We start from the raw sequence: 24743 nt of genomic DNA, 5'->3' as shown, positions 1-24743 counted from the left end.
ATAAAAAAAGCCCCTGCGAAGTGCAGGGGCTTACAAGCTTGATCTGTTTAGTCTGGCAGAATTTAGCAGACTAAAAAGGATTATTCCTCGATCTTGCCGGTTTTGATGCGGCGCTCATAGATTTCGCGCATCTCTCTGATGTCGTTTTTGACCTCGAATACGCCGTGCCAATGCGAATAATCAGGTCCGCCCATTAGCGCACCTTGGCGCATTCTGCGACCCTCGTGGTGCCATGAAACATAATAGATTCGCTGGAACGCATCCGCCCAAGGATCGTCTTTTAGGAGTTTTTTCTCCTTAAGCTCTTTTAGCATCTTAGTTGCTTCGTCGTTGTAAACATTATATAGAAGTACCTGCTTATCGCCTACCTCAAAGAAATTATTCGTATGGGTGCTTGCGTGGCACTCTTTGCATACTTGCTTCATCTCGGCACGCGCCGCCTCAGGACCGTTTAGGTTGCCCGCCAAAGGATTGCCAACGTTTAGTTTGCCGGTATTTAAAAACTCGCTTACCGCAGTCTCATTACCGCCGGTTCGTAGATTGCTCTTAGGTTGCCACAAATTCCACTTCAAGCGTTGAGATACGTTGTGAGTGGAGTTTAGATCGCCCACACCGCCGCTCATATGGCAGGTTGCACATGTAGGAGCGCGGTAGTCAGGAACCGCCCAAGTACCAGGAGCGCTATCGAATTTCCACTCATTGCCTTCAGCGTTAAATACGTGTCCGTGCATTGAGTTATTGTAAATTTCGATATCCGGATGATCAGGTCCTAAGTGGCAAGATGCGCAAGCAGCAGGCTTACGAGCTTCGGCGATCGAAAATTTATGACCCGAGTGGCACGATTTGCATCCGCCTACGCCACCATCCGGATAAACCGTACCGATGCCATATGTAGGCCAGGTCTCTTTGGTAGGCTTGTTATGCTCATCCATTTTAACGACGCCACCGTGGCATTGAGAGCAGCCGGTAATATCAGGTGCATGTTTAAGATCAGGGATATCACGTCCTTCGTAGTGATACATTAGATCAACCATTCCTTTGTTGGCTTGCATCTGCATAGCGCCTCTTGCGTGACCGCTGTTTTCAAACTCTTTAACCTCGTTGCTGTGGCATTTGGCACAGGTTTTTGGGCTAACTAGCACCGAAATATGATTGTCTGTGTCTTTCGGATGCGGTTCTTTAGCAGCCATCGGGCTATCCGCAGGCTGCGAGTGGCAGTCGGTACAGCTAACGCCTACGTGGGCGTGGCGACTCATTTTCCAATCCGCAACGACGCCGGGAGTTTTTTCGGCGTGGCACTCGACGCAGCGTCTAGCTAGCGGCGTAAGCTGCCTATTTACCTTTAAATTCTTCGTAAGACTAACATTTACAGAATTGCTTACGTTCGCGTCCGACGCGGACATATTCGCATGCTGCGCGGGCATTTCTGCGAATGCAAACGATGCGATACAGGCTATTAAAATAGCGACTTTTTTTAGCATTGCTTCTCCTTTACTTGGTTTTGTTATTTTCTCGGTTGTATTTATCCCAATATTTGGTAATCTCTATACCCATATTTTTGTGGCCGACGTTTTCGTGGCACTGCACGCAGGTTTTGCCGGTAGTGCCCGCGAAATAATCCCTATGCGCGAGCCAAGCTTTATTTACTTGATTATTCTGCTCTTTTAAATTTCGATGGCAACTTAGACAGCCGCTTTCATAAACGAAATGATTTCGCTCCTTGCGTTTTTCTTGCCAGTCGATCTTATCGGCATCGGTAAAGACCGTTTTGTAAACATCATTTGCGGAGGTTAGAGCTTTAGTCCAAAGATACATAAAGGTATTTTCATGAGAGACGTGACAGGCGACGCAATCGGCTTTGAAACCTTGCGGGTTATTGCCGCCGTGAACATCGTTGTGAAATGCGTTTGCCATTGGCTGCATCGTATGACAGGATACGCAGAATTTATCGGTGCCCGTAAGGTGAACCATCTCCGCAATCCCAAGAGAAAGTATCATTCCTATAAGCACACAAGCGCCCACGAGCAGCACAAGAGTTTTCTTTTTCATAGGTTTCCTTGATTTTAAAATTTCTTCGCAAAATTTTTAGTATTTGATAATTTCAAAAAATGGTATTTTATTATAAAAAGATTAAAAACCGCTTATTTTCTAGCCTTTTGTTAAAATTTATTAAATGAAGATAAAATTTTAAACTAAGTTTTTAGTTTAACGGAATATAATCCATTAAAATTTCAATACAAGGAGAGATCATGAAAACGATCCAAGCAGCTGAGATTACAAAAGTAGTCAGCGAGCTTTGCAAAAAAGCCTGTTATCACGTCACGCCAGATATGCGCGCGGCATTTGAGAAGGCGCGCGAGAACGAGACTTCGCCTATCGGCAAAGATATCTTAGGCAAGCTCTTGCAAAATGCCGATTTGGCGGCAAAAGAGGTCGCGCCGATCTGCCAAGATACCGGTATGACGGTGGTTTTTGTCGAACTTGGTCAGGATGTGCATATCGAGGGTGGATATTTGGAGGATGCTATCAACGCAGGCGTCGCGGACGGCTACGTAGGCGGCTATCTGCGTAAATCCGTAGTCGCAGAGCCGCTGTTTGAGCGTAAAAACACCACGAACAATACTCCCGCAGTCATCAATACCCGCATCATCCCCGGCGACAAGCTTAAGATCAAAGTAGCTCCTAAGGGCTTTGGCAGCGAAAACAAATCGGTGCTAAAAATGCTCGTTCCTGCAGACGGCATCGAGGGGGTAAAAAAGGTATTTTTAGAAGCGGTCAAATATGCAGGCCCTAACGCCTGTCCTCCGATGGTCGTAGGCGTCGGTATCGGCGGCACGATGGATAAGGCGGCGCTTTTAGCCAAACAAGCCGCGGTTCGTTCGATCGATAGCAGAAATCCCGACGAGCGCTACGCCAAGCTAGAGGATGAGCTGCTGGAGATGGCGCGCGCTACAGGCGTCGGTCCGCAGGGCTTGGGCGGCATCAATACCGCCGTTAAGGTAAATGTAGAGTGGTATCCGACCCACATAGCGGGGCTTCCGGTCGCCGTTAATATCAACTGCCACGCGGCTCGCCATGCCGACGCTGAACTATAAGGAGGAAATCATGTCAGAAGTTAAAAGAATTACCGCACCTTTCGATAAAAGCGTAGTAAAAAGCCTAAAGGCGGGCGATAACGTCCTAATCAGCGGTACCATCATCGCAGCTCGCGATGCCGCGCACAAGGCTCTAACCGAAACTCTCGCTCGCGGCGAGAAGCTACCCGTAAGCTTAGCTGGCGAGACGATATATTATCTGGGGCCGACCCCCGCCAAACCGGGTCAGGCTATCGGCGCTGCGGGACCTACGACTAGCGGACGCATGGATAAATACACTCCTACGATGATAAACGAAGTGGGCATCAACGGCATGATCGGCAAGGGCTACCGCAGCGACGCCGTCGTCGAAGCGATGAAAAAATCGGGCTGCGTCTATATGGTCGCTATCGGCGGAGCGGGCGCGCTAATCAGCCAAAGTATCAAAAAGTACGAAGTGCTAGCCTATCCCGAGCTCGGCCCCGAGGCGGTCGCGCGACTTACGGTCGAGGATTTTCCGGCTATCGTAGCGATCGACAGCGAGGGCAACAATTTCTACGAAGTAGGTCAGGCGCCTTATAGAAAAATCTAAATTTTTCTAGTAGCGTCCGCGCGGCGCTTTTTGCGGCGCGAGCACTCATAAATTTATCTACGTTCGCTCGCGGCCGCTCGTAAATTTCGTGGTATAAACTGCGGCGTTTATTTCGCGAAATTTTACGCTGCCGCGCAGTGAAATTTTATAGCAAAATTTAAATCGTGTTCGTAAAATTTTGTCTCCATTTGCGGCATGGAATTTTTAAAATTTCGCGCCGCTTAAATTTATACCGCAATCCCGTCTTTGTTCCATTTAAACAATCCGCCGCTAAAATTTAACCATAAATTTATCCAAGTCTAAATTTTAAAATTTCGCCGCCGTTCGTAAGCAAATTTAAAGCTCGCTAGCGTCATAATCCGTCTCAAATTTAAAAGGAACGAGATGAGCGCAAGCGAGCTGGAGCAGATCAGACTGGAGCTTTTGTATAGGGCGAAAAGAAATATGATCTTAGCGGCGACGTGCATGCTCTTTTACGGCACGTTTTTGTTATACAGGCTGCGCGACGGAGGAGGCATGGCGGATTTGTTGTCTCTTATAGGATTATTCGCGGTTGTTCTTATAGTAGCCGTTTTGTGCGATGAAAGCTCCATAAAAGCTAAGATAATCTACGCTGCCTGCCTTTTTGCTATGAGCCTATTTCTAAACGATTTACAAAATCGCCCCACGATTTCCAAATATATCTTACTCGCGATTATAATTTTAATCTTGGCTGCTTATAGCTTATTCGTATTATTTAGAGTCTTCAAACGAGATTATTCGGCAAAATTTCGGCGCGCTTTTAAAGAGCACTATCTAATGCCTTATTTTAAAGCGTTCGGCTATCGATACGATATTGAAGGCAGTATCGATCCCACCAAACTCAAGCTCTCTGAGCTTTTTTTTCGACTAGACAGATACTCATACGGCAACGACAGGGTCTCGGGCGTTTATGACGGCGTGAAGTTCGCGTTTTGCGACGTGAGCTTATTTAATAGATTTTCGGAAAGCGAAATCCTCGGCACCTTTTTCTACGCGAAATTTAACAAACGCATAAGTGCCAAAACCCTGATTTTTCCCGCTCGCGCCGGCGCGCCGAACACAGGCGGGCTAAAAAAGATCGATATGGACGATGCGGAGTTTAATGCCGCCTTCGCCGTGTATTGCGAGGACGCGGCAGGCGCGATGTATATCCTGACGCCCGCCTTTATGCGGAGGCTCTTGCGCTTCGCAGGCGCCGTGGCCGCGCCCGTCAGTCTTAGCTTTTTAGATAGCAAAATTTACATTTTCGTAAATACTGGGCGCGATAATTTCGAGCCGGACATCGACGAAAGCGTACTGCGCCGCGACCCTGCCGCGCAGCTCAAGCGCGAGCTTTCGCACTTTTTGGCGATCGTAAAAAACCTAAAACTAAACGAAAGAATTTGGAGCTAGCAGGCGGCTCGCCGCAGCTTTGTGTGTCACAGCCTCGCGCACTATAGCTTCACACGCCGTGCTGCGGCCTCACGCGCCGTAAAATTTGGAATTTTAAAATTCCGCTTTTTGATTTCGCGCTTTGGAATTTCACGCACCTTAAAATCCCGCGCGTTTTGGAATTTAAAATTTTAATCCACGCTACGAAATTCCGCACCGCAAAATTTAAAATTCTGAAATTAAAATTCCGCGCCTTGAAATTCTACGCTTTAAAATTTAAAATTTTAAAATTTCACGGTCTAAATTCTGTGTGCTTGAAATTTGAAATTTTTCTACGCTTTTAAATTTACAGCCCTAAGCCTTAAAATTTAAAATCCGAATCCGCTCGCTGCGAAATTCTGCGAAATTGCGAAATTTGAAATTCCTTGAAGTTGCAAAATTCCGCGAGGTTGTCGCTTGAAATTCGCCTTTCAAAGCATAAGGCTAAGCAGCAGCAAAAATCCGATGAAGCTTAGGGCGTTGCCGAAGGAGCCGCCAATGTGATCGCCGAGCTGCGTCAGCACGAGCGCGCCGCCTAAACGCAGACCTATTTGTAGCGCCACGCCCGCGATAAAATCTGCTGCGCGCCGAAGTCCGCTGCGCGTATCGCCGAGCTCCATGCCGCGGCTTTTATTCCACAGTCCGCTTACGCGGTAGTCCTTGTAGCGGGCGCGGAGAATATCGCCGTTTTGCAGCTCAAAGCTCTGCGAGGTGTCCTTTGTATTGGCGGGTGCCGAGGCTTCGGCGGAGCGGGCAGAATTTGTAGAATTTGTTACGTTGGCAGAATTTGCAGAGCTTATGGAATTCGCTGATTTCGCAAAATTCTTAATTCTCGTAGAATTTGCGGAATTTTCTGCGTCTAAATTCTTAAATTTCATGCAATTTTCGCCGTCCGCAAGCTCCGCTAAATTTTGATCTGCGCGTAGCGCGTCAGAGACGATGCGCCGCTTGCTATCGCCCGATAAATACAGCCCGTCCAGCGCGAAGCCATAATAATAAACGTCGCCGCTTTGCAGCACGCGTACGCCGCTGGCGTAGCCCTCCGCTTCGCCGCTTCGCTTGGGCTCTTTGGAGTGCGGAAGCGCTGCGAATATGCGCCCGAACTTTGCGGCGCGCCAGTCTCTTCGCATAAACCTAAAGCTGCAATATGCAAAAGGCGCGAGGATGAGCAGGGCTAGCAGCCCCGCAGGAGCCCTTACATCAAAGATAAAGATTATGCAGTAGATGCTCATCGCAGCTAGCGCTACGCCGAAGGCTGCGAATATCGCGGCGAGCGCCGTGCTACCGGCGTCCCTCCAGCGCTGCGCGCCTAGGCTTAGATTAACGAAATCTAGCGGAAGGACGGAAGCGGCGGAGTTTACCGAAGCACCGTCACGGCTCTCGCGGGTAGAATTTAAAGAGAGGGAGCTGCTTAAATCTTTGCGGATAAAACCCAAAGCGGCGGAGTTTATGCCGCTGCGATCTTTGTCCGATAAATCAGATACCGCAGAATTTTGACGCGCACTTGCCGCCGTATCGCTATGTGCGTCGCAGTTTGAATTTGGGGCGGCAGAATTCTCGCTGCTAGAAATTCCACAGCTAGAGCGCGGCACGGAATTTTCGCCGCTTAAATCGGCACTGCTTGAAGCGCTGCGGCTGGAATTTAAGCCCCTCAAAGCTTCGCGGTAGGAATTTGAGCTTGAAGTCTCATATATCACCGTCAGCTCGTCGCCCTCGCGTATCGGCAGATAAAGTCCGTCGCGTTTTAAATTTAAAATTCCCGCAAAGCGCAAGCGCTCCAGCGTAAAGCTAAATTTAGCCGCACCTGCAGGCGCGGACTCCAGCTTCAAATCCCTAGCCGTGCCGCGAGCAAGCTTGATCTGCAGCGGCGAAAGAAATTTAGCAAAGCCCATTCGCGCCTTTCAGATCCTACAAAATTTCGCTCCTCTATTTCGCGGCGGATTTTTTGCGGACCTTGATATTGATGAGCTCCACCAGTAGCGAAAACGCCATCGAGAAGTAGATGTAGCCCTTAGGTATGTGAAAGCCTAGCCCGTCGGCGATCAGCGAGACGCCCACCAAAATCAAAAACGCAAGCGCTAAAATTTTGATCGTCGGGTTTGCGTCCACGAAGCGCGCGATCGCGCCGCTAGCGAGCATCATCACGCCCACGGCGATGATCACTGCGAGGATCATCACGGGCAGGTGCTGCGCCATACCCACGGCGGTGATGACGCTGTCGAGCGAAAATATGATGTCCAAAACGGCGATCTGCACGAGAGTGCCGCCGAAGCTTGCCTTGCCACCGCTGGCGCTATGCTCGTGTGACTCGCCAGTGGCGCTGGAGTGGATCTCGAGCGTGGATTTGACGAGTAGAAACAACCCGCCGCCGATCAGCACGAGGTCGCGTCCGCTAAAATCGCGCGCAAGCACGCTAAATAGCGGTTTGGTTAGCCCCATGATCCAGCTTAGGCTAAGCAGTAGCAAAATGCGCGTGATCATCGCAAGCGCAAGCCCGATTATACGGGCGCGCCCGCGCTGTGCCTCGGGCAGGCGGCCGCACAAAATCGCGATAAAGATGATATTGTCGATACCAAGCACGATCTCAAGCCCCGTGAGCGTCGCCAGGCTGATCCATGCCTCGGGTGAGGCGATCCATTCAAACATCGGTTTCCTTTGGGTGAAATTTAAGCCGTGATGATAGCGAAAGTTTGGTTAAAATTTCTAAATTTTGCGACCTTCGCGCGCGAAACTGCGCGCGGAATTTCGGCGATGCGATGCGGACGGTTTATCTTGTAATTTTACCGCAAGACTATTTCGCTAAAAGGCGCAAAGCGCCGCATGCGCGGCAGAATTGCGGCGCGTGGAATTTTAATGGCGGAATTTTAAAATTTAGGCTATAAATTTACCCGTTTTTAAGCAGGGGGGGGTAGCATTATTTTCTAGAAAATTTACCTCAAGGAGTTAAAGATGAAATATGCACTAGGTGTCGCGCTGGCGGCATTTATTTTAACAGGATGCGGCGAGGACGAGATACAGCTCGTGAAAAACTACACTCTGCTCGATTTTAAGTCTATGAGTATCGGCACGGCGATCGAGGGCTCGAAAATCTGCAAAAGTGTCACCTGGAACAAAGAGGAAAACGGCGGATTAAAGACGGTCAAGATGGTTTGCGACTTGGATATGGAGCGCATGAAAGCAAAGATAGTGCAAGATAAAACCGAGAGCCTTAAATCTTATAAACAAAGAGCATTGGATACATCTTTAAATAATGCTATGATTTATTACAAAAGTAAGGTCTATGATGAGCAAGGCCTGCTTAAGCTAGCAAAAGAACACTGCAAACTCAATGAGGTAAAATTCCAAGAAACATTTAAAACTAAAGGCAAAATAGAATTCGACGATGAAGACAAGATAGTTGATTGTGACGATAAATTAAAAGTGGAATTTCAAAAAGAATATAGCGTTGATTATATTATAGAATATCTTAAGAGAGCCGTCTATTACTCGCAGCTAACAGTAGAGCAATATGATGCAGTTTTTGGACGCAAAAAAGTAGAGTATCCATCAAAAGCTGTTATTGAGCTAAATTTTATCGTGAATGCCGATAAAAGCATAAGTTTGTCGGATAAATTTATGGTGACCGAAGATGTTGCCGATGATATTATTAAAACAAGTTCGTTCACTGGTAAAAGGGTGGCAGAAGACGCCTTAGTAATTTTCTACGAAAGAAAGTAAGCACCTCATCTCGCGGCTAAATTTTATAAAATTTTAAAATTTAGCCGCTTTTTTGTATCAAAATTTCATTCAAGATTTTACGTGGATTTTAAATTTAAAGCACGATGCCTTCTCGCCGTCAAGGCTAAATTTAAATTTAGCCTTATTGCGGTGCGCGGGCTGAATTTACGCTGCGCGGAATTTTAAATTTTATTCAGCATACTGCGCGGCGCGGATAAGCTAGCGAGCCGAGCTTGCGGTTTTAGATAAAATTTCGACCTTATACGGACTCTTGCAAGATACGAAAGTGCGGTTAAAATTTCAAAGAGCGGTGCAAGAGCAGGCTTCAGCCGCGGGCGCGGGCTGAGGAAGTGCGGTTAAAATTCTGAGGAGCTAGCGAAAAAGCGTATTCGCCTGCCAAAACTAGCGATTATCGTATCGGCTGAAATCGGCGTGCTTTGCATTCAAATATGAGTTTCGGCGCCGTTTGCCAACGGAATATCAGTCGAAATCAGTGTACTTCGTCTTTGGATATTTAGTTTTGCACCGTCTAAAATATCAATCGAAATCGGCGGTTTTTGCCTCGCCGATCAAGCAAGCTTGCTGCCGCGTTAATCAAACAGCGAGGGTTGCAGCGATTTGATCTTGTAGCTTGCGCGGTGAAAAGGCGTGAGCCCGTACCGCTCGATCGCCGCGATGTGCGCGGCCGAGCCGTAGCCTTTGTTTTGCGCGAAGCCGTATTGCGGGTAGCGTTGCGCGAGTTCATTCATCGTGCGGTCGCGCGTGACCTTGGCGAGGATGCTTGCCGCGCTTACTTCGGCGATTTGCGCGTCGGCTTTTACGAGCGTCTGAAGCCCACGTACGCCGAAGGTTGCGTTGCCGTCGTAGATGATCTGTCCGCTAAAATCCGCAAAATACGCAAGAATCTGCTCAAGCGCCGATCTTAGACATGCGCTTAGTCCGATCTCATCGACCTGCGCGCTTGAAATTTCGACGATTTTGTAGCGCGAGTTTTTGGTGATTACGGCGTAGAGCTCCTCGCGGTGCTTTTCGCTTAGCTTTTTGCTATCGGCAAGTCCCGCGATCTCGCGCTGCAGCACGCAGCCCGCAACGCAAAGCGGCCCCGCAAGACAGCCGCGCCCTGCCTCGTCGATGCCGCAAATCTGCCCGCTCACTGCGCGTCCTTTCGTACGACGGGCGCGGTTCCGCTTAGCAGGTCGTGTAAATTTAATCTATCTTTGCGAAAGAAACAGATCAAAAGTCCCACGATGCTAAAGCCTGCAAATACGAAGCATCCAAAGCGAGCCAGCGCCCTAAAAAAGCTTACTTTGCGTCCGCTTCGAACGTCGATGAGGTAAAGCCCCGCGAGCTTGTAGCCAGGCGTCTGGGCGCTGCGGGCGTAAAATGCCGCGCAAATCGCGCCGTAAGCAAGCCAGATAAGCGCGATCGCGGCTTGGTTGCGCCACAAAGCTTCCTTTGAACCCAAGATGAGATAGGTAACGCCGTAGAATAGGGGCATCGCGATGATGAAAAGATCGACGATGAAGGCCTTTACGCGCAGAAAAATCGGTGAAATTTTAGCTTTTTGCTTTGCCATTTTGATCCGTTTTGGATTAAATTTTAAAATTCCGTCGCGCTAAAGCCTAGAGGATAAAATTTAATCTCGTTGCGGTTTGTTAGCAGCAAATCGGCGCCTAGTTTCCGCGACTGCCGGGCTTGATCGCCTTGCTTCCGGCAGCACAAAGCGGGCAGGTCGCGGGCTCGTAAATTTCAAACTCGAAATTGCCTAGCGCAAAAAACGGCTTATCCGCGGGCAGCTTGGCGCCAGCCTTAGCACTGCTGCCCGCTAAATTTGCGACCTTGCAAAATCCGCGATTGGCAAGCGCGGCAAAGCCCACGACCTCGCCGCCGAGGTTTTCGATGAGCCTAGCGCTCTCAAGAGCCGAGCCGCCCGTCGTGATGATGTCCTCGCAGATGATAAATCTCTCGCCCTTATGCACTTCAAAGCCGCGGCGCAGGCTCATTACGCGATCTACGCGCTCAGTAAAGATGAAGCGTTTTTTTGCCGCGCGAGCTAGCTCGTAGCCCGCTAAAATTCCGCCCAGCGCAGGCGAGCAGACGCTGTCAAACTCTACGCCTGCTTTTTCGATGATTGCGGCAAGCTCGTCTGCGAGCTGCCCCGCGAGCTGCGGATCCTCAAGTACTTTGGCGCTTTGCAGATAGAATTCCGAATGGTTGCCGCTTGAAAGCAGAAAATGCCCCTGCAGATATGCGCCGCAGTCGCGATAGATTTTTTCTATATTCACAGCTCAAACCTTCAAAAGCTCGGCTTCTTTGGCCTTAACTGCGTCGTCGATCTTGCTTGAGTAAGAGTCGGTGATCTTTTGCACCTCGTCATAGCCCTTTTTGGCGTCGTCTTCTGAGATCGCTTTGTCTTTTTCGAGCTTTTTGATTTCGTCGTTAGCGTCTTTGCGGACGTTGCGAATGCCGATTTTGGCCTTCTCGCCCATCGCTTTTGCTTTTTTAGCATTTTCTTGGCGTTGCTCGACCGTCATCGGCGGGAAAAATAGCTTTACGCTCTCGCCGTCGTTAGTCGGATTGACGCCGATATTCGCCGCTGCGATAGCGCTTTCGATCGCCTTTAGCATCGGCTTTTCCCACGGCGTGATCGAGATCGTGACCGCATCGGTCGAAAGGACGGTCGCGACCTGATTTAGCGGGGTTTGCGAGCCATAATAATCCACGAAAATATGATCTAGGATCGCCACGCTCACTTTGCCGGTGCGTAGCGTCGTAAAGTCCTTTTTCAAAGCCTCGATAGCTCGATCGCCGTTTGCTCTTTGCTCTTTGTAGATAGCTTCTAGCATTCAAATCCTTTAAATAAAATTTGCGAAATTATAGCGTTAAAAAAATAAGAATAGCATTTAAAAGCGCGAATTTCGCGCTTTTAAATTTTAAAATTTAGAGTTTATTTGGTTGTGTTTTGATCTGCGGAAGCAGCGCTGGCATTGGTATCGCTTGATGCTTGCGACCGAGCAGGTACGCTAGCTGCGGTAGTGCCGGTCGCAGGAGCTGCTGGCGCTTCGATTTTCGTATCCGTCGCATTGCTCTCGCCGCTAATTATGGAATTTGACTCGGTGCTTGCCGGAGCGAAATTAGGCTTTGCACCAGAAGCAGGTATGGATGGCACGCCAGGGACAGCGTTTGGCACGGATTTAGTAGCATTTGCTTCGACCTTTACGCGATCGACTACGGAAGATTTAGCATCTTGCTGATAGAAATACGCAAGCACGAGTGTATTTATCACGAATAAAATTCCCATTGCAGCGGTAAATTTAGCCAAAAACCCCGCAGGCCCCTTCGCTCCGAATAAGCTTTCGTTGCTTCCGCTGTATGCGCCAAGTCCTATGGATGAGCTTTTTTGTAATAAGACCGAAACGGTGATGATGACGGCAAAAACGACCTGCAAAACCAAAAATAACGTAGTCACTATAAAAACCTTTTGAAAAAATTGAATTTGCGATTATAATAAAAGATTTATAAATTTTAAGTTAAGAGTGCACCGCACGAAGCGGTGCGTAAAATTTAGTCTCTGCTTGCGCCGAAAATTCTTAGCAGCGAAAGGAAGAGGTTGTAGATGTTTAGATACATATCTACGGCAGCCATTATCGGTGAAGTGTAGGTGCCGTTTATAATATTTTTAGTATCGTAGATGATATACATCGAAAAGATTAAAGCCGAAAAAGCTGAAATCGCTATATCAAGCACGGTGCTTTTGAAAAAGAAGTAGTTCAAAAGGCTTAGCACGATAATAGCCACAAGCGATACCAATAGCGGCTTGCCCCAAGAGTCGAAATTTGTCTTTGTATTCATCGCATAAACGGTAAGAGCACCGAAAGTAATCGCTGTAGCCACAAACGCATGCGTTACTACGTCTCCAGCGCCTGCTGCGATATAAATAGCGATCAATTTACCTAGAGTAAGACCAGTAATAAAGGTAAATGCAAAAAGCAAAACTAGCGCAATCGTATTAGCGCCGCGATTTACAGCTGCTTGCATACCAAAAATTAGCCCCATTAAAAGCACTAGATATAAAAATGGATGAATAGCCAAGCTCACGCCGAAACTCATCGCCACAAAAGCCCCTGCCGCCGCAGCTATCATCGAAGCGGTTAGAAGCGCGTAGGTTTGTTTAATGGTCTGAGAGATTCGTCCTTGTTCCAGTGACGCGTCAGATACCTCGTATCCGTCCGCGTAATTTCGTCTGTCGTATAGACTCATATCTTTCTCCTTCTTTTGATTTATGAGCGGGGAGTTTAGCGAAAATTTGGTAAATATATAATTAAAAATTCCCAGAATTCTATCTATTTATGAAAGTAATATATAATTCCCGACTTTTTTAAGGAGAAAGTATGCCCAGCCAGTTAATAAATGGAGCTATTAAATTTATGGAAGAAAATTTCGCCGAGCACGCCGAGCTTTTCGGAAGTCTAGCAAATCATCAAAAGCCCCACACGCTTTTTATCGGCTGCTCTGACTCGCGCGTGGTGCCAAGCCTAATTACTTCGACGCTTCCAGGAGAGCTTTTCGTCGTGCGAAATATCGCAAACGTCGTTCCTCCATACCGCATTAGCGAGGAATTTTTAGCGACTACCTCAGCGATTGAATACGCGCTGTATTCGCTAAATATCAAAAATATCATCGTTTGTGGGCACAGCAACTGCGGTGGCTGCGCGGCGCTGTTTTATGACGCAAAAAAACTCGAAAAAATTCCAAACGTAAGGCGCTGGCTAAATTTAATGCAGCCTGTAAAAGACGAGGTCGAAAAGCTCAAAGATCTCGGCGCCGACAAGCGCGAGTGGATCACCGAGCGATTAAATATTATAAATTCCATGCAAAATTTACTTAGCTTTCCTGGCATCAAAGATGCCTACAAAAACGGCGAGATTAAAATTTACGGCTGGCACTACGTCATCGAAACGGGCGAGCTATTCAACTACGACGACGAAGGCGCGCATTTTACGCTATTAAATAAGGGAATGGATTATGAAAAAATCTATAATCAGCTTTTTAACGATTAGTCTTTTTAGCGCCGCTTTAGCGTTTGCAGACCTCAACACGACCGGCGAGGGAAGCTTTGTAGAGACGAATTCTTCTACTCCAGAGGCAAATCTTACTTTAGAAAACAACAAAACCGAGATCAAAAAAGAAGTCGCTAAAATTCTATCCAAATCTCTCGGTACAGAGGATGGCAATAAAACCGAAGTAATAAATATGATCGCAGAAAAGGTCGCTAAAACGGAGACTTCGCAAAAAAAAGCTCCTAACGGCGAGACGCTTATCTCTGTAATCAAAGAGATTAAAAAGCTAAATTTACAACGCAGCTCCCTGCTTAACGGCGGCGATGCCAACGCGAGCAAAAACGAGCTAGACGCCATCGATCGCAATAAAGCTAAGCTCTTTGATCGCCTACCTTTCGCGATTACGCAGCAGGATATGGATATCGAAAGCATAATGTCGTATGCGCAAAATAAAAAGAACATCCAAACTACGCTAAAAAAATACGCCAAAAAGCAGAGCTCTCCCGAATACGTAAATGCAAGCGCGGATTTAGAAAAGATGGAAATGGCGGAGATCTTTTATACCTCACTTATGAAAATTGAGGATATGTTTGTAAACGGCGCAAGCAGAAGCGCGCTTGAAAGCGAGCTAAGTAGCACGCTACTAAATATCCAAACTAGGGATTTTAGCAAACTTAATGATTTGAAAAATAATCTAAGCAGTCAAGAGCAGATAGACGCCTTAGAGTCTAAAATCAACGATTTGAAAAACGACAAGCAGACCTACGACGAGGTGCTTACGTATCTGTCGCGAAATAGCGATCTACTCGCAAGCAGCGTGGTTTTTACGAGCTTAAATTTTAAGTCGGTGATCGATTATATCAACGATAAAATTCCGTTTAAGCTCAGCCACGTAAATTTCGGCAAGCTCATTCTAATCACGCTGATTACGCTATTTTTCTACTCGCTTCGCAGACTGCTTGCCAACATCATCTATTTCGTATTTAAATTCTTTAATAAAAGCTTTTCCCTGGATAGCGAAACTCTAAAAACGCAAGTAGTGGGCATTATCAAGCGTCCGATGGGTATTTTGCTGATCGCTTATTCGGTCGATATCTGTCTTAGTATATTTTATTATCCGGCGCCCGTGCCGATAAAATTTGCAAATTTATTCTCGATCGTTTATGTGGTGCTTTGGGCATGGCTCATCATCGAGATCATCGACGGTTACGGCATTATTGTGCTTGGAAACATCACGAAAAAAGGCGTCAGAAAAGATATCATAAATCTAGTCGTTAAAATTCTATATGTCATCGTAATCATCATCGCCGCACTTTTGGTGCTAAAGCGTCTGGGCTTTGACATCTCGGCGCTTATGGCATCGCTTGGAATCGGCGGACTTGCGATCGCGTTTGCGACCAAGGACATCATCGCAAATTTCTTCTCGTCCGTGATGCTATTATTTGATAATTCATTCTCGCAAGGAGACTGGGTTGTATTAGGCGACATAGAAGGAAACGTCGTAGAAACGGGCTTTAGAAAGACGACGATCAGGACCTTTGATAACGCTCTTGTTTTTGTGCCGAATTCCAACATAATGGCGCAAAATATCAAAAACTGGAGCCGCAGAAAGGTAGGACGGAATTTAAAGCTTACCGTAGGCGTCGAATACGGCGCGAGCACGGCTCAACTGCGAAAGTGCGTAAACGACATCAAAGAGATGCTAAAATCTCACCCAGGCATCGCTCAGTCTGCCGATACGGCGCTAAATTCCAAAGATTTTCGTATGCGCTATAGACAAAATATGGTCTCTATCGACGATTTAGCAGGCTATAAAAGCACTATGTTTGTAGCGCTAGATAGCTTTGGCGATTCGTCTATTAATATTTTAGTTTACTGCTTCACAAAAACCGTAATATGGGCAAATTTCATCCAAACTAAAGAGGATGTTTTATTTAAAATAATGGAGATCGTGGAGCAAAACGGACTATCGTTTGCCTTCCCATCGCAGAGCGTTTATATCGAAAATATCCCGGAAATAGCAAGCGAATGCGTAAAATCAAAAGTAAATTCCAACGACAAAGGAGAGCAAAATGGCTGATTTCGATGACTTCGAAGACGAAGAGTTCGATGAGGACGAATATGAGGACGATGATTTAATCGGAGGCGACGAGAGTTACAACTACAACTACGACGAGGATGATTACAGCTACGAAGACGACGACGGTTTTAACGATTATAGCGATTTGGACAGCGAGGATTATTAGTGTTTAGATCCAGGGCGCTGCCTTTTGATCCGCGCACGAATAAAATCGCGAGCTTGCAAAGCTTAAAATTTCATCACGGCGGGCTTTACGAGGACTACGTCTCCGCCCTGAATCGAGATATTGCGGACACTCCGATACAAAACGCGGATCTTTTTACGATCATCACGCAGTCGTTCAAGGAGGCGCGCGGCGAGGAGTGCAATTTTTCGCAAATTTCAAAGCTTTATCAAATTTGCCTAGGTTTTAGCCGTATTTTTAACAACGCCTCTGAAATTTACAACCACGATTTTTACTTCGACTGTATCGCGCAGCCAAGCGAGCCTAGCGGCGAGCTCGCGGATGCTTTGGCGCAGACTTTCGGCGGGATGGAAAATTTTAAAAGCGAGTTTTTAAAGCGCGCGATGGGGCTTTTCGGCAGCGGCTGGTGCTGGCCTGTGTGCGACGAGCGCGGCGCGAATTTAGAAATTATCACGACGCAAAACGCGGACACGCCGATCGCACGCGGCAAAATTCCGCTTTTAGCCTGCGATCTTTGGGAGCACGCTTACTACATAGATTATCAAAATGCGCGCAAATCCTACGTGGAGAGCTTCTTGCGTTTTGCGGACTTCGGCTTCGCAAGCGACGCCTACTTCCAGGCGAAAAAGCAAGGACTTGATTCCGTAAAGCTCTATATCAGCGAGCTTCACCCCGCCGCCGCCTCGCGCTGCGATTGCGGCTGCTGCGGATGGATTCGGACTTTTACCGAGTAAACTTTAGCGCTGCGGATTTTCGGTTCTCTATGCCCGCCGCGCGCTAAATTTCAAATGGCTACGTCTTTCAATGCCTGTATTTTGCCGCACGAATACTGCGCTATACGGCCTGTAGTGCTCTGAGAGCGCTCCCGGCTTGCCGCGCTCTAAATTTATGTAAATTTGATTTTGAACCCATTTGGCGTCCACGGATTAAAATTTAAGATTTTTAATTTGAAGTTTGTTTGACTATAGTTCACCGCTCGTTACGCGCCAAATTCCGAGAGCTTCTCCTTTTCAGCGCTTATATCTTGTGCGCAAATACCGCGTTACACAGACCTTATGTGAAATTTCGCTTTATCTAGCTCTGCTTTCTTAAAATTTCCACTGCCCGCGTATTGAAATTTAACGCTACGAGCGAGCATCTTGCAAAATTTTAAAGTTGCAAATAAGCCCATTAAATTTTCATACCGAGATAAGCAGCCCATTCTTTGCCTTCGCAATTATACGGAGGGGGCGACTCTCTCTGCCCCCTGCCTTGCTCGCCCACGCCGCACTCGTAAAATTTTGTTTAGTAAGGCGGTCGGCAAATTTTAAAATATCAGCTAGATTAAATTTGCCGCGCTAAAGGCAAGGTTGCAGTAGATTTGAAATTTACGCCCTAATAGCGCGGCTTGCGAACCGCGGTCTAAATTTAACAAAATTTGATCGTCAAATTTTACTTTTTGGCAGTTGAAATTTTTAGTGTCGTTTCGGCTTGAAATTTCGCTTTAAATTTTAAAAATTTACACTCGCCAAAGCTAACTCGTTACGCGGAAAAGACAAGCCGTATTGAAAGCCAAGCTATACCGCATCGGGCGTACCTGCGTGCTATGTGCGCTAAAATACAGAGCAGAATTTTAAGCTGCATCAGCTCAAATTACACGGTGAGCTGCGCTGTGCGAGACTTCGTTAATTAAAGCGCCGAGCCGTATTCGCGCGTCGCATAAAGCTGCTCGGTGTAGAATTTTACTCGTTTAAACGCAGCACATCGCTTCACAAACATAAAATTAGTCCGTTAAGGCGGCACTGGTCGCGCGGCATGCACGCCAAACCAAAAGTGCAAACCACGTTCGCTTAAATCCAAAGTCATACTCAATAAAATCCAAAGCCGCACTCACTCGAAACGTAAAGTCGCGCCTATTTAAAGCGTATAGCCACGCTCAATCAAAATTTGTCCGAGACGTAAAGCTACGCTCAATCAAAACGCAAAATCTTACTAACTTAAAGCACAAAGCCGTGAGCGCTGAAAATGCAAACCCGCGTCGTTAAAACGCAAAACCGCGTCTACTCAAAATTTTAAACCTTTTTAAAATTCCAAACCCGCTTAAAATTTTAAAATTTAGCCCGCCTTACTCTCTCGCTAGCCCGTTTTTATCAGATTTGTCACTGATTAGCTTGCCGCTTTCATCGTATTTTTTGGCGCGCACGAGCCTGCCGCGCTCAAACTCGCCCTCGACTTCGAGCTTTCCGTCTGCGTAGTAGTGCTTCGCCGTGCCCGTCTCCAGGCCATCCTTGAACGTCACTCTAGCCTTGAGCGCGCCGTTTTCGTGATATGTTTCGTATAGTCCGTGTTTGCGCCCGTCTCTGAACATCACCTTCGCCGCAAGCGCGCCGCTTGCGTAGTATTGCTTGCTCGTGCCCGTTTGCCTGCCGCGTTCAAACTCGTATTCGCCCTGCAGCGCGCCGCCCTCGTAGTATTCGCGTACGGCGCCGTCGCGCTCGCCGTCTTTGAAATTTTCGATTACGCGCGTCTTGCCGTCCTCGTAAAACCACTTCCAAACGCCCTGTTTGCGGTCATCCTTATATGCACCCATCTGCCTTAGTGCGCCGTTATCGTGATACCATCTCTCTACGCCCTGTCTCTTACCCCCTTTATAGCTTCGCTCCCCGCGCACTTTGCCGCTTTTGTAATAATCCACGTCCTTGCCGTTTCGCAGCCCGCCCTTATACGGATGGCGCGCGCTTACTTCGCCGCTTTCGTAGTAGTCGGTGAAAACGCCCTCGCGCCTATCCGCTTTATACGCGCCCTGCTGCTTTAGCTTGCCGCTTCCCTGATAATACAGCTTGTAAAAGCCCTCGCGCTTGCCGGCTTTGTATTCGCTCTGCGACTTCAGCTCGCCGCCGTCTGCGTAGTAGCTTTTTGCGACGCCGTCGTACAGGCCGCCCTTTAGCGGATATTCGTTTGAGGGCTTATCTCTGCCGTCAAAGTAGTCGCGCTGAAGCACCGCAGTGCCATCCTTTACGTCGATCTCTCTGATAAGCGTGGGCGGCAGCGGCTTTGCTCTGGGGTAGACGACGCCCATAAAATTTACGTCGTAGAGATCCTCGGCGCTGTAGTGCAGCACCTTGAGCGTCCCGCTGTAGGGCTTGTCCGCTACGAAATACAGACCGTTTTTCAGGACCGGCTCGGGCTGCATTATGATTTTTGGTTCCAGAGCTTGCGCGCCCAGCGCTAAAAACGGAAGTAGAAGCAGGAACTTTAATGCGCTTGAAAAGCTAAAATTTCGTATTAAATTTAAGCCCAAATTGAGAGAATTTTGCGCGGCTTTGCGGGTTTTCATATTTTGCTTCCTTTGGCTTGGTTAAATTTGAAGAATTTTAAAATTTGAAGCTAAATTTTAGATAAATCCTCACGGAGTTTGGGCTGTGGATTTGGTTTATGATGCGGGCGGAGCGCAAGCCGTACACGTAAGCTTCGCGCGCGCTGTTTAATGGAACCGAGCGTTAAATTTCGGCGCGCTTCAACACATCCGCGACGATCGTCCACTCGCGCACTAGCCTTTCAAAACTAAAATTTGCATTCGCTGGGCTAGTCGAGGGTAGCTTGACGGGCTCTTTGCCCGTTGCGTTTAAAATTTGAGTTTTTAGGTATTTTTCGCAGATTTCGTGCGCCTTGCCGCCGTTTGCGAATACCTGCGCGATACGCGCGCCGCTAAAGATCGGCTCTAAATTCGCAGGCACGACGGCGGTCATTTTGGCGTCGCTCGAGCCCTTTATCTCGCAGTAGATCGCAGCGTCGTAGATGGCGATGCCGCGGGCGAGCAGGAATTTTATCTTTTCGTCCGTGCTCGTAGGCGGCGGCGCGTTTAAAATTTGCGCCAGCACCCGCCAGAAGCGATTTTGCGGATTTGCGTAGTAAAATCCCAGCTTGCGAGAAATGACGGAGGGAAAGGAGCCGAGGATTAAAATCTTAGAATTCTCATCGAAAATCGGCTTAAAAGGATGGGTTTGGCTCATTTTGTGCCTGCTTTGTGTTCGCCGAAAACGCCCGCCGGAGCGCTATAAAATTTATCTTTCATTTTCGCTTTATCTCTCGCAAATACCCGAATTTTGCCCGCGAAGTAGCTTGGGGCTGAAATTGCACGGCGGCAAAAATTTTAGCGCACTCGCTGTATAGTGGCTCGCAGTAAAAATTCCGATGGTCTTGCCGCGGCGCGCGATTTGGGCCTAAATTTCAGCTTTCCAAGACCACAAAGCAGAGCTTTCGCGGCTAAATTTAAAGCCTTGCGACGGCAAAATTTTAACCGTCGCGGCAGTTAAAATTCCATCCGCCGCAACTGCTCCGAACTGCCACGCGCTAAATTTTAGGTACCGAGATCACGCGCACGAGCTCGCCTTTTTTGAGCTCTTTGACCTCTAGCGGCGCAACTAGCAGGACGCTATCGTTGTCTAAATTGTTCAAAATCGCGCTGGAGCCCTGCTTTTTGCTTTGCAGACTAACAAAAAGCCGCCCCTCCCTATTTTGCAAGACGGCGGGCATAAACTCCAGCCACGGCGTCTTTTTTACGTAGTCGTGATCTAAGATCGCGCTAAATTCGGTGTTTTCGTGCACGCCGAAGGATTTTTGCAAAAATACGCGCAGGAACAAAATGCACGTAATGAGCGCCGAGAGCGGGAAGCCGGGGAATGCGAAGATATATTTTTCGCCAGTTTTGGCTACGCGCACGTGGCGGCCCGGTTTGATCGCCGCGCCCTTTACGATGAGCTCAAAATTTGATTGTAGCGTGCTTTGCACGAAGTCGTAGTCTCCGACGCTCACTCCGCCACTGGTTAGAAGTATGTCGGCGCTCTGTAAAGCCGATAGGATCGCGCCCTCCAGCTCTTTTTCGTCATCGCGTACTAGAGGCATTATCATCGCTTCGCAGCCTAGCTGCGTTACTAAATTTGCAAGCGCGATGTGGTTGGAGCTGTAAATTTGAGCGTCGTTTTCGAGCCTCTCGCCCAGATCCTTGATCTCGCTGCCAGTGGCAAGGATCGCTACTTTTGGGCGGACGAATACGCTTATGTGAAATAGCCCCAGCTCCGCTAGCAGCGCGATTTGCGAAAAGCCGAGCTTCGTGCCGCCACGAAGTAAAAGCTCGCCCTCGCGGTAGCTCTCGCCCGCCGCGCGCACGGCAAAGCCTGCCGAAACGGGCTTTGTGACGATGATTTCGCCGCCTTGTACCTGCACGTTTTCGATAGGCAAAAGCGTGTCGCTGCCCTCGCACATGAGCCCGCCGGTGAAGGTTTTGACGCACTCGCCCGCCTTTGCCACGGCGCCAGGCATCTTGCCTGCAGGCGTCGTGCCGACGATCTTAAATTTCGCCCCCTCGCTTAGATCCGCGCCCTTTAGCGCGTAGCCGTCCATTGCGGCGGTCGGGCGGCGCGGAGTGCTAAAAGGCGCTGCGACGTCGCTTGCTAAAATACGCCCTAGCGCCTGTGTGATCGCGACCTTCTCGATGCGCGAGGACTTTTGCACCGTGTTTGCGAAGCGTTCCATCGCGCTTTCAAATTTTTCAAATTCCATCATTTGCCTCCTACGATTTTATAAATTTGATCTTCATTTATCAGTTTCGAATTAAATTTCACAACGAGTTCGCCATCGGTCTCGTAAATTTCAATAATGCCCTTGACGCCCTGTAGTGCGGAAAAATCGCCGCCTTTAGGAAAGTATAAATTCTTAAAAAGTTTCGGATCGCTCAGCCTAGAAAGTAGCACAAGCCAGATCACGCCCAAAACCGCGACGCCAATGCCTAGCGCTTCAATGCCGATTTTGCCAAAAAGTGCGCCACCGCATAGCCCACCCAAAAAACTGCCAAAAAATCCAAAGGAATTAAAAATTCCAAGCGCGGCGCCTTTTTGAGCGACTTTAGCAAATTTGGACGCAAGGCTTTGCATAATGGGCTCATGCGCGTTAAATCCCACGAAAAAGAGCATCACGCCCACTACGAAAGCGCTCGCCCCGCTAGCAAACGCAAAAATCAAATACGAAGCGATGAAAAAGCAGATGCCGATGAGTAAAATTTGCTTAGCTAGCGCGCGCTTTTCGCCTAAAGCGCCGCTCGCGCCCATCGCGGTAAAGCCGAAAATGGCGCCTAGAGCATAAATTTTGGTCAAATCACTTTTGGAAAGTCCGAATTTTTGCACGAGCAAAATTGGAATTAGAAAAAACGCTGCCGTCATGAAAGCTTTTTGAAAAAAATTCGTTAAATTCATAAGCATTAAATTTTTGTCACTCAAAAGTGAGCCGAGCGGGACCTTTTGGCGCAGGGAGCGGATATGCGGTTCGGTGGGTACTACGAAAAAAAGCAGCATCAAACATAAAAGCGTAAGCGCCGAACTTAGATGAAATAGACTGGCAAGCCCAAATTTAGCGCTTAAAAGCGGACTTAAAATCATTGCGACACCAAAGCTCACGCCTATCATCGCGCCCATTACCGCCATCGCCTTACCGCGCTCTTCCTCTCGCGTAAAATCGCTAATTAGTGCGGTAGCTACGGCTCCTACAGCACCGCATCCTTGCAAAAAGCGCCCAAAAATCATCGTATAAATACTCTCGCTCGCCGCGCAAACGCAAGCGCCCACGATAAAAAGCGCCAGCCCTATCGCAAGGGTTTTTTTACGTCCGATCTTATCGCTTAGCACTCCAAATGGCGTTTGCAAAATCACTTGCATAATCGCATAAATTCCAAAAAGTAGCCCCACTAAGCTTTCGTTCGCGCCGTTCAAGCTCAATGCATACAGGCTAAGCACGGGCAGCAAAATAAATAATCCGAAAAACCTCGTAGCGATGATAAAACTAAGCGGAAGGACGCTTTTTAGCATAATCTTAGACCTCAAATAATATGAAATTTGCGCCGATTATAGCCAAAAATCGTAACGAATTCTTTGATTTTGGGTAAAATGGCAGCTTAAATTTAAGGAGCGAGGATGAAAATTTTACTTGCGACGAGCAACAAAAATAAAGTAAAAGAGATAAAAGAATTTTTCACGGAATACGACGTGTGTGCGCTCGGCGAGGTGCTGGATCCTTTTGAGATCGACGAGTGCGGCACGAGCTTCAAACAAAACGCGCTTATTAAAGTTCGCGCAGTGTATGAAGTGCTAAAAAGTAAAAATTTACAGAGCGAATTTTTTGTGCTAAGCGATGATAGTGGTATCTGCGTGGATGCGCTGGGCGGGGCTCCGGGGATATTTTCGGCGCGCTTTAGCGGCTCAGATGCAACGGATGCAAGCAATCGCGAGAAATTAGCAAGGAAGCTGAGGGCTTTAAGCTTAGATTCGTCGCCCGCGCATTACACGGCGGCGATCGCGCTAAAATGCGCTCTAGGCGAGTTTTGTACGCACGGCTTCATGCACGGCACGGCGATAACGCAGCAGCGGGGGCAAAACGGCTTCGGATACGATTTTATGTTTATTCCGCGCGGATTTGACCGCACGATCGGGGAGCTGCCCGCTGCGGTGAAATTTGAAATTTCGCATCGCACGAAGGGGCTAGCGCTGATGCAAATTTTATTGAAAAATTTAGAAAAACAGATGCGACTTGCTAAATTTCATTAAATTTAAAGCCGCAAAAAGCGGAATTTAAGAAAAAATATATATAATACGCTTTTCATTCAATCCACGAAAATCTACGGAGCGTAGCGCAGGCTGGTAGCGCATCTGGTTTGGGACCAGAGGGTCGAAGGTTCGAATCCTTTCGCTCCGACCATTGTGGTGAGTTTAGCTCAGTAGGTTAGAGCATCAGATTGTGGTCCTGAGGGTCGTGGGTTCGATTCCCACAACTCACCCCACTTTATGCGCTCGTAGCTCAATTGGATAGAGCAACAGACTTCGGATCTGTAGGTTGAAGGTTCGACTCCTTTCGAGCGTACCACTGATTCGATAATTTGCGCTCATAGCTCAGTAGGATAGAGCAACGGCCTTCTAAGCCGTAGGTCAGAGGTTCGAATCCTCTTGGGCGTACCATATTAAGCTCATATTAAGAGCTATTTGGCTAATATGCGCTTTCTTTTTTGCGGATGTGGTGAAATTGGCAGACACACCAGACTTAGGATCTGGCGCCTCACGGCATGAAGGTTCAAGTCCTTTCATCCGCACCATCCATTCTACGCGTTCCGGATTAGCTCAGCGGTAGAGTAGGCGGCTGTTAACCGCTTGGTCGCTGGTTCGAATCCAGCATCCGGAGCCATATATACTCAAAAATTCCTTTAGACCCCTGATTTTATCGATGTTTAAAGAGCTTTAAGTTTTCTTAGTTTTATAAAAATTTGTTCCAGAAATTTTTTAATATTCTAATTTCTCGTTATGCTTTCTAAGCAATCTAGAATACCTTTTATAAAATTTAAAATTCTCATTTTGTAAATAAATTTGATAAAATTTAGCCATTTATTGATTATAATCAATTTTTTTGCCTAAATAAAATCTTAAAATTACTAACTAAATTTTTTATAAAGGATTTTCTATGAGCGACAATATAGAGATGTTCTGTCATCAGTGCCAAATGAGCGTACCCGAGGGCTGCGGCGCAAAGGGTCAAGACCGCGGCACCTGCGGCAAAACCTCGACGCTGGCGTTACTTCAGGACACTA

At 47.6% G+C, this 24743-nt stretch carries 24 protein-coding genes and 6 tRNA genes; 15 read left to right on the top strand and 15 right to left on the bottom strand.

Annotation, left to right across the window (positions count from 1 at the left end; translation table 11 throughout):
• Positions 1-80 precede the first annotated feature (80 nt).
• Both Q0101_RS07385 and Q0101_RS07380 read right to left on the bottom strand, forming a co-directional pair.
• Positions 81-1481, bottom strand: coding sequence for a multiheme c-type cytochrome (locus Q0101_RS07385; protein ID WP_297943812.1), 1401 nt, complete (start codon positions 1479-1481; stop codon positions 81-83).
• Positions 1482-1491: 10 nt separating this feature from the next.
• Positions 1492-2049 carry a NapC/NirT family cytochrome c gene (locus Q0101_RS07380; protein ID WP_291940163.1) on the bottom strand — a complete coding sequence of 186 codons (558 nt, stop codon included), beginning with the start codon at positions 2047-2049 and terminating at the stop codon, positions 1492-1494.
• Between the two features lie 200 nt (positions 2050-2249).
• On the opposite strand from Q0101_RS07380, the gene Q0101_RS07375 reads away from it, so the two are divergent.
• The 3 genes from Q0101_RS07375 (at position 2250) to Q0101_RS07365 (ending at position 5079) form a co-directional block, all read left to right on the top strand.
• The gene (locus Q0101_RS07375; protein ID WP_297895917.1) at positions 2250-3095 is read left to right on the top strand and encodes a fumarate hydratase; all 846 of its coding nucleotides are present in this window, start codon (positions 2250-2252) and stop codon (positions 3093-3095) included.
• Positions 3096-3105: 10 nt separating this feature from the next.
• Positions 3106-3666, top strand: a complete 561-nt coding sequence (locus Q0101_RS07370) for a Fe-S-containing hydro-lyase (RefSeq protein WP_177389396.1) — start codon at positions 3106-3108, stop codon at positions 3664-3666.
• Between the two features lie 384 nt (positions 3667-4050).
• Complete coding sequence (locus tag Q0101_RS07365) at positions 4051-5079, top strand: DUF3137 domain-containing protein (protein WP_297943809.1); 1029 nt, start codon at positions 4051-4053, stop codon at positions 5077-5079.
• 449 nt (positions 5080-5528) lie between these two features.
• Here the strand turns inward: Q0101_RS07365 and Q0101_RS07360 are convergent, their stop codons facing one another.
• Both Q0101_RS07360 and Q0101_RS07355 read right to left on the bottom strand, forming a co-directional pair.
• Positions 5529-6989 carry a hypothetical protein gene (locus Q0101_RS07360; RefSeq protein WP_297943806.1) on the bottom strand — a complete coding sequence of 487 codons (1461 nt, stop codon included), beginning with the start codon at positions 6987-6989 and terminating at the stop codon, positions 5529-5531.
• A gap of 34 nt (positions 6990-7023) precedes the next feature.
• Positions 7024-7743 (bottom strand): TerC family protein, encoded by a 720-nt coding sequence (locus Q0101_RS07355; RefSeq protein ID WP_297943803.1) that lies wholly within the window; start codon positions 7741-7743, stop codon positions 7024-7026.
• 303 nt (positions 7744-8046) lie between these two features.
• On the opposite strand from Q0101_RS07355, the gene Q0101_RS07350 reads away from it, so the two are divergent.
• Positions 8047-8814, top strand: coding sequence for a hypothetical protein (locus Q0101_RS07350; protein WP_297902253.1), 768 nt, complete (start codon positions 8047-8049; stop codon positions 8812-8814).
• A gap of 590 nt (positions 8815-9404) precedes the next feature.
• Here Q0101_RS07350 and Q0101_RS07345 read toward each other — a convergent pair.
• The 6 genes from Q0101_RS07345 to Q0101_RS07320 all read right to left on the bottom strand — a co-directional run bounded on the left by Q0101_RS07345 (position 9405) and on the right by Q0101_RS07320 (position 13074).
• Positions 9405-9968 (bottom strand): ribonuclease HII, encoded by a 564-nt coding sequence (locus Q0101_RS07345; RefSeq protein WP_297943801.1) that lies wholly within the window; start codon positions 9966-9968, stop codon positions 9405-9407.
• The gene (locus Q0101_RS07340) at positions 9965-10390 is read right to left on the bottom strand and encodes an RDD family protein (protein ID WP_297943798.1); all 426 of its coding nucleotides are present in this window, start codon (positions 10388-10390) and stop codon (positions 9965-9967) included. Before Q0101_RS07340 ends, Q0101_RS07345 begins: the two co-directional genes overlap by 4 nt.
• 97 nt (positions 10391-10487) lie before the next feature.
• The gene (pyrE, locus tag Q0101_RS07335; protein WP_297905628.1) at positions 10488-11099 is read right to left on the bottom strand and encodes an orotate phosphoribosyltransferase; all 612 of its coding nucleotides are present in this window, start codon (positions 11097-11099) and stop codon (positions 10488-10490) included.
• A 3-nt stretch (positions 11100-11102) separates the two neighbouring features.
• Positions 11103-11660: a ribosome recycling factor gene (gene frr / locus Q0101_RS07330; protein ID WP_297895901.1), complete on the bottom strand. Its 558-nt coding sequence runs from the start codon at positions 11658-11660 to the stop codon at positions 11103-11105.
• Between the two features lie 101 nt (positions 11661-11761).
• Positions 11762-12283 carry a preprotein translocase subunit SecG gene (secG, locus tag Q0101_RS07325; protein WP_297943795.1) on the bottom strand — a complete coding sequence of 174 codons (522 nt, stop codon included), beginning with the start codon at positions 12281-12283 and terminating at the stop codon, positions 11762-11764.
• A 95-nt stretch (positions 12284-12378) separates the two neighbouring features.
• Complete coding sequence (locus tag Q0101_RS07320) at positions 12379-13074, bottom strand: Bax inhibitor-1/YccA family protein (protein WP_297943779.1); 696 nt, start codon at positions 13072-13074, stop codon at positions 12379-12381.
• A gap of 131 nt (positions 13075-13205) precedes the next feature.
• On the opposite strand from Q0101_RS07320, the gene Q0101_RS07315 reads away from it, so the two are divergent.
• Genes Q0101_RS07315 through Q0101_RS07300 form a run of 4 tightly spaced genes read left to right on the top strand, consistent with a single transcriptional unit; the run spans position 13206 to position 16872 of the window.
• Entirely contained in the window at positions 13206-13874 is a 669-nt protein-coding gene (locus tag Q0101_RS07315) for a carbonic anhydrase (protein ID WP_297943776.1), read from the top strand.
• Positions 13840-15954: a mechanosensitive ion channel family protein gene (locus tag Q0101_RS07310; RefSeq protein ID WP_297943774.1), complete on the top strand. Its 2115-nt coding sequence runs from the start codon at positions 13840-13842 to the stop codon at positions 15952-15954. Before Q0101_RS07315 ends, Q0101_RS07310 begins: the two co-directional genes overlap by 35 nt.
• Complete coding sequence (locus Q0101_RS07305) at positions 15947-16120, top strand: hypothetical protein (RefSeq protein ID WP_005870938.1); 174 nt, start codon at positions 15947-15949, stop codon at positions 16118-16120. Before Q0101_RS07310 ends, Q0101_RS07305 begins: the two co-directional genes overlap by 8 nt.
• Positions 16120-16872: a superoxide dismutase gene (locus Q0101_RS07300; protein ID WP_297943771.1), complete on the top strand. Its 753-nt coding sequence runs from the start codon at positions 16120-16122 to the stop codon at positions 16870-16872. Before Q0101_RS07305 ends, Q0101_RS07300 begins: the two co-directional genes overlap by 1 nt.
• A 308-nt stretch (positions 16873-17180) precedes the next feature.
• Here the strand turns inward: Q0101_RS07300 and Q0101_RS07295 are convergent, their stop codons facing one another.
• The 5 genes from Q0101_RS07295 to Q0101_RS07275 all read right to left on the bottom strand — a co-directional run bounded on the left by Q0101_RS07295 (position 17181) and on the right by Q0101_RS07275 (position 22977).
• Positions 17181-17339: a hypothetical protein gene (locus Q0101_RS07295; protein WP_297943769.1), complete on the bottom strand. Its 159-nt coding sequence runs from the start codon at positions 17337-17339 to the stop codon at positions 17181-17183.
• A gap of 903 nt (positions 17340-18242) precedes the next feature.
• On the bottom strand, positions 18243-19454 hold the full coding sequence (locus Q0101_RS07290; protein ID WP_297943767.1) for a toxin-antitoxin system YwqK family antitoxin: 1212 nt from the start codon (positions 19452-19454) through the stop codon (positions 18243-18245).
• A 163-nt stretch (positions 19455-19617) separates the two neighbouring features.
• Positions 19618-20130, bottom strand: a complete 513-nt coding sequence (locus Q0101_RS07285; RefSeq protein ID WP_297943763.1) for a DNA-deoxyinosine glycosylase — start codon at positions 20128-20130, stop codon at positions 19618-19620.
• 340 nt (positions 20131-20470) lie between these two features.
• Positions 20471-21682, bottom strand: coding sequence for a molybdopterin molybdotransferase MoeA (locus tag Q0101_RS07280; protein ID WP_297943761.1), 1212 nt, complete (start codon positions 21680-21682; stop codon positions 20471-20473).
• The gene (locus tag Q0101_RS07275; RefSeq protein ID WP_297943759.1) at positions 21679-22977 is read right to left on the bottom strand and encodes an MFS transporter; all 1299 of its coding nucleotides are present in this window, start codon (positions 22975-22977) and stop codon (positions 21679-21681) included. The genes Q0101_RS07280 and Q0101_RS07275 overlap by 4 nt, the downstream gene beginning before the upstream one ends.
• 105 nt (positions 22978-23082) lie before the next feature.
• Here Q0101_RS07275 and Q0101_RS07270 point away from each other — a divergent pair, with 105 nt between their 5' ends.
• The 7 genes from Q0101_RS07270 (at position 23083) to Q0101_RS07240 (ending at position 24343) form a co-directional block, all read left to right on the top strand.
• Entirely contained in the window at positions 23083-23712 is a 630-nt protein-coding gene (locus Q0101_RS07270) for a non-canonical purine NTP pyrophosphatase (protein ID WP_297943757.1), read from the top strand.
• A 74-nt stretch (positions 23713-23786) separates the two neighbouring features.
• Positions 23787-23863 (top strand) — tRNA-Pro (locus tag Q0101_RS07265).
• Positions 23864-23868: 5 nt separating this feature from the next.
• Positions 23869-23945 (top strand) — tRNA-His (locus tag Q0101_RS07260).
• A 6-nt stretch (positions 23946-23951) separates the two neighbouring features.
• Positions 23952-24028, top strand: a tRNA-Arg gene (locus tag Q0101_RS07255).
• Between the two features lie 15 nt (positions 24029-24043).
• Positions 24044-24120, top strand: a tRNA-Arg gene (locus Q0101_RS07250).
• Between the two features lie 49 nt (positions 24121-24169).
• Positions 24170-24254 (top strand) — tRNA-Leu (locus Q0101_RS07245).
• A 14-nt stretch (positions 24255-24268) separates the two neighbouring features.
• A tRNA-Asn gene (locus Q0101_RS07240) sits at positions 24269-24343 on the top strand.
• Positions 24344-24743 lie beyond the last annotated feature (400 nt).

Source organism: uncultured Campylobacter sp. (assembly GCF_937921625.1).
In the GTDB taxonomy this organism is placed as follows: Bacteria; Campylobacterota; Campylobacteria; order Campylobacterales; family Campylobacteraceae; genus Campylobacter_B.
This window is presented reverse-complemented; position numbering and strand designations above follow the sequence as displayed.

Coding starts and splice junctions, on each gene's coding strand:
- Q0101_RS07365 (WP_297943809.1), top strand. CDS start 4,051: ATGAGCGCAAGCGAGCTGGAGCAGATCAGACTGGAGCTTTTGTATAGG.
- Q0101_RS07285 (WP_297943763.1), bottom strand. CDS start 20,130: ATGAGCCAAACCCATCCTTTTAAGCCGATTTTCGATGAGAATTCTAAG.
- Q0101_RS07270 (WP_297943757.1), top strand. CDS start 23,083: ATGAAAATTTTACTTGCGACGAGCAACAAAAATAAAGTAAAAGAGATA.
- Q0101_RS07385 (WP_297943812.1), bottom strand. CDS start 1,481: ATGCTAAAAAAAGTCGCTATTTTAATAGCCTGTATCGCATCGTTTGCA.
- Q0101_RS07295 (WP_297943769.1), bottom strand. CDS start 17,339: ATGGGCTGCTTATCTCGGTATGAAAATTTAATGGGCTTATTTGCAACT.
- Q0101_RS07340 (WP_297943798.1), bottom strand. CDS start 10,390: ATGGCAAAGCAAAAAGCTAAAATTTCACCGATTTTTCTGCGCGTAAAG.
- Q0101_RS07360 (WP_297943806.1), bottom strand. CDS start 6,989: ATGGGCTTTGCTAAATTTCTTTCGCCGCTGCAGATCAAGCTTGCTCGC.
- Q0101_RS07305 (WP_005870938.1), top strand. CDS start 15,947: ATGGCTGATTTCGATGACTTCGAAGACGAAGAGTTCGATGAGGACGAA.
- Q0101_RS07320 (WP_297943779.1), bottom strand. CDS start 13,074: ATGAGTCTATACGACAGACGAAATTACGCGGACGGATACGAGGTATCT.
- frr (WP_297895901.1), bottom strand. CDS start 11,660: ATGCTAGAAGCTATCTACAAAGAGCAAAGAGCAAACGGCGATCGAGCT.
- Q0101_RS07380 (WP_291940163.1), bottom strand. CDS start 2,049: ATGAAAAAGAAAACTCTTGTGCTGCTCGTGGGCGCTTGTGTGCTTATA.
- Q0101_RS07375 (WP_297895917.1), top strand. CDS start 2,250: ATGAAAACGATCCAAGCAGCTGAGATTACAAAAGTAGTCAGCGAGCTT.
- Q0101_RS07290 (WP_297943767.1), bottom strand. CDS start 19,454: ATGAAAACCCGCAAAGCCGCGCAAAATTCTCTCAATTTGGGCTTAAAT.
- Q0101_RS07275 (WP_297943759.1), bottom strand. CDS start 22,977: ATGCTAAAAAGCGTCCTTCCGCTTAGTTTTATCATCGCTACGAGGTTT.
- Q0101_RS07355 (WP_297943803.1), bottom strand. CDS start 7,743: ATGTTTGAATGGATCGCCTCACCCGAGGCATGGATCAGCCTGGCGACG.
- Q0101_RS07280 (WP_297943761.1), bottom strand. CDS start 21,682: ATGATGGAATTTGAAAAATTTGAAAGCGCGATGGAACGCTTCGCAAAC.
- Q0101_RS07350 (WP_297902253.1), top strand. CDS start 8,047: ATGAAATATGCACTAGGTGTCGCGCTGGCGGCATTTATTTTAACAGGA.
- Q0101_RS07315 (WP_297943776.1), top strand. CDS start 13,206: ATGCCCAGCCAGTTAATAAATGGAGCTATTAAATTTATGGAAGAAAAT.
- Q0101_RS07310 (WP_297943774.1), top strand. CDS start 13,840: ATGAAAAAATCTATAATCAGCTTTTTAACGATTAGTCTTTTTAGCGCC.
- Q0101_RS07370 (WP_177389396.1), top strand. CDS start 3,106: ATGTCAGAAGTTAAAAGAATTACCGCACCTTTCGATAAAAGCGTAGTA.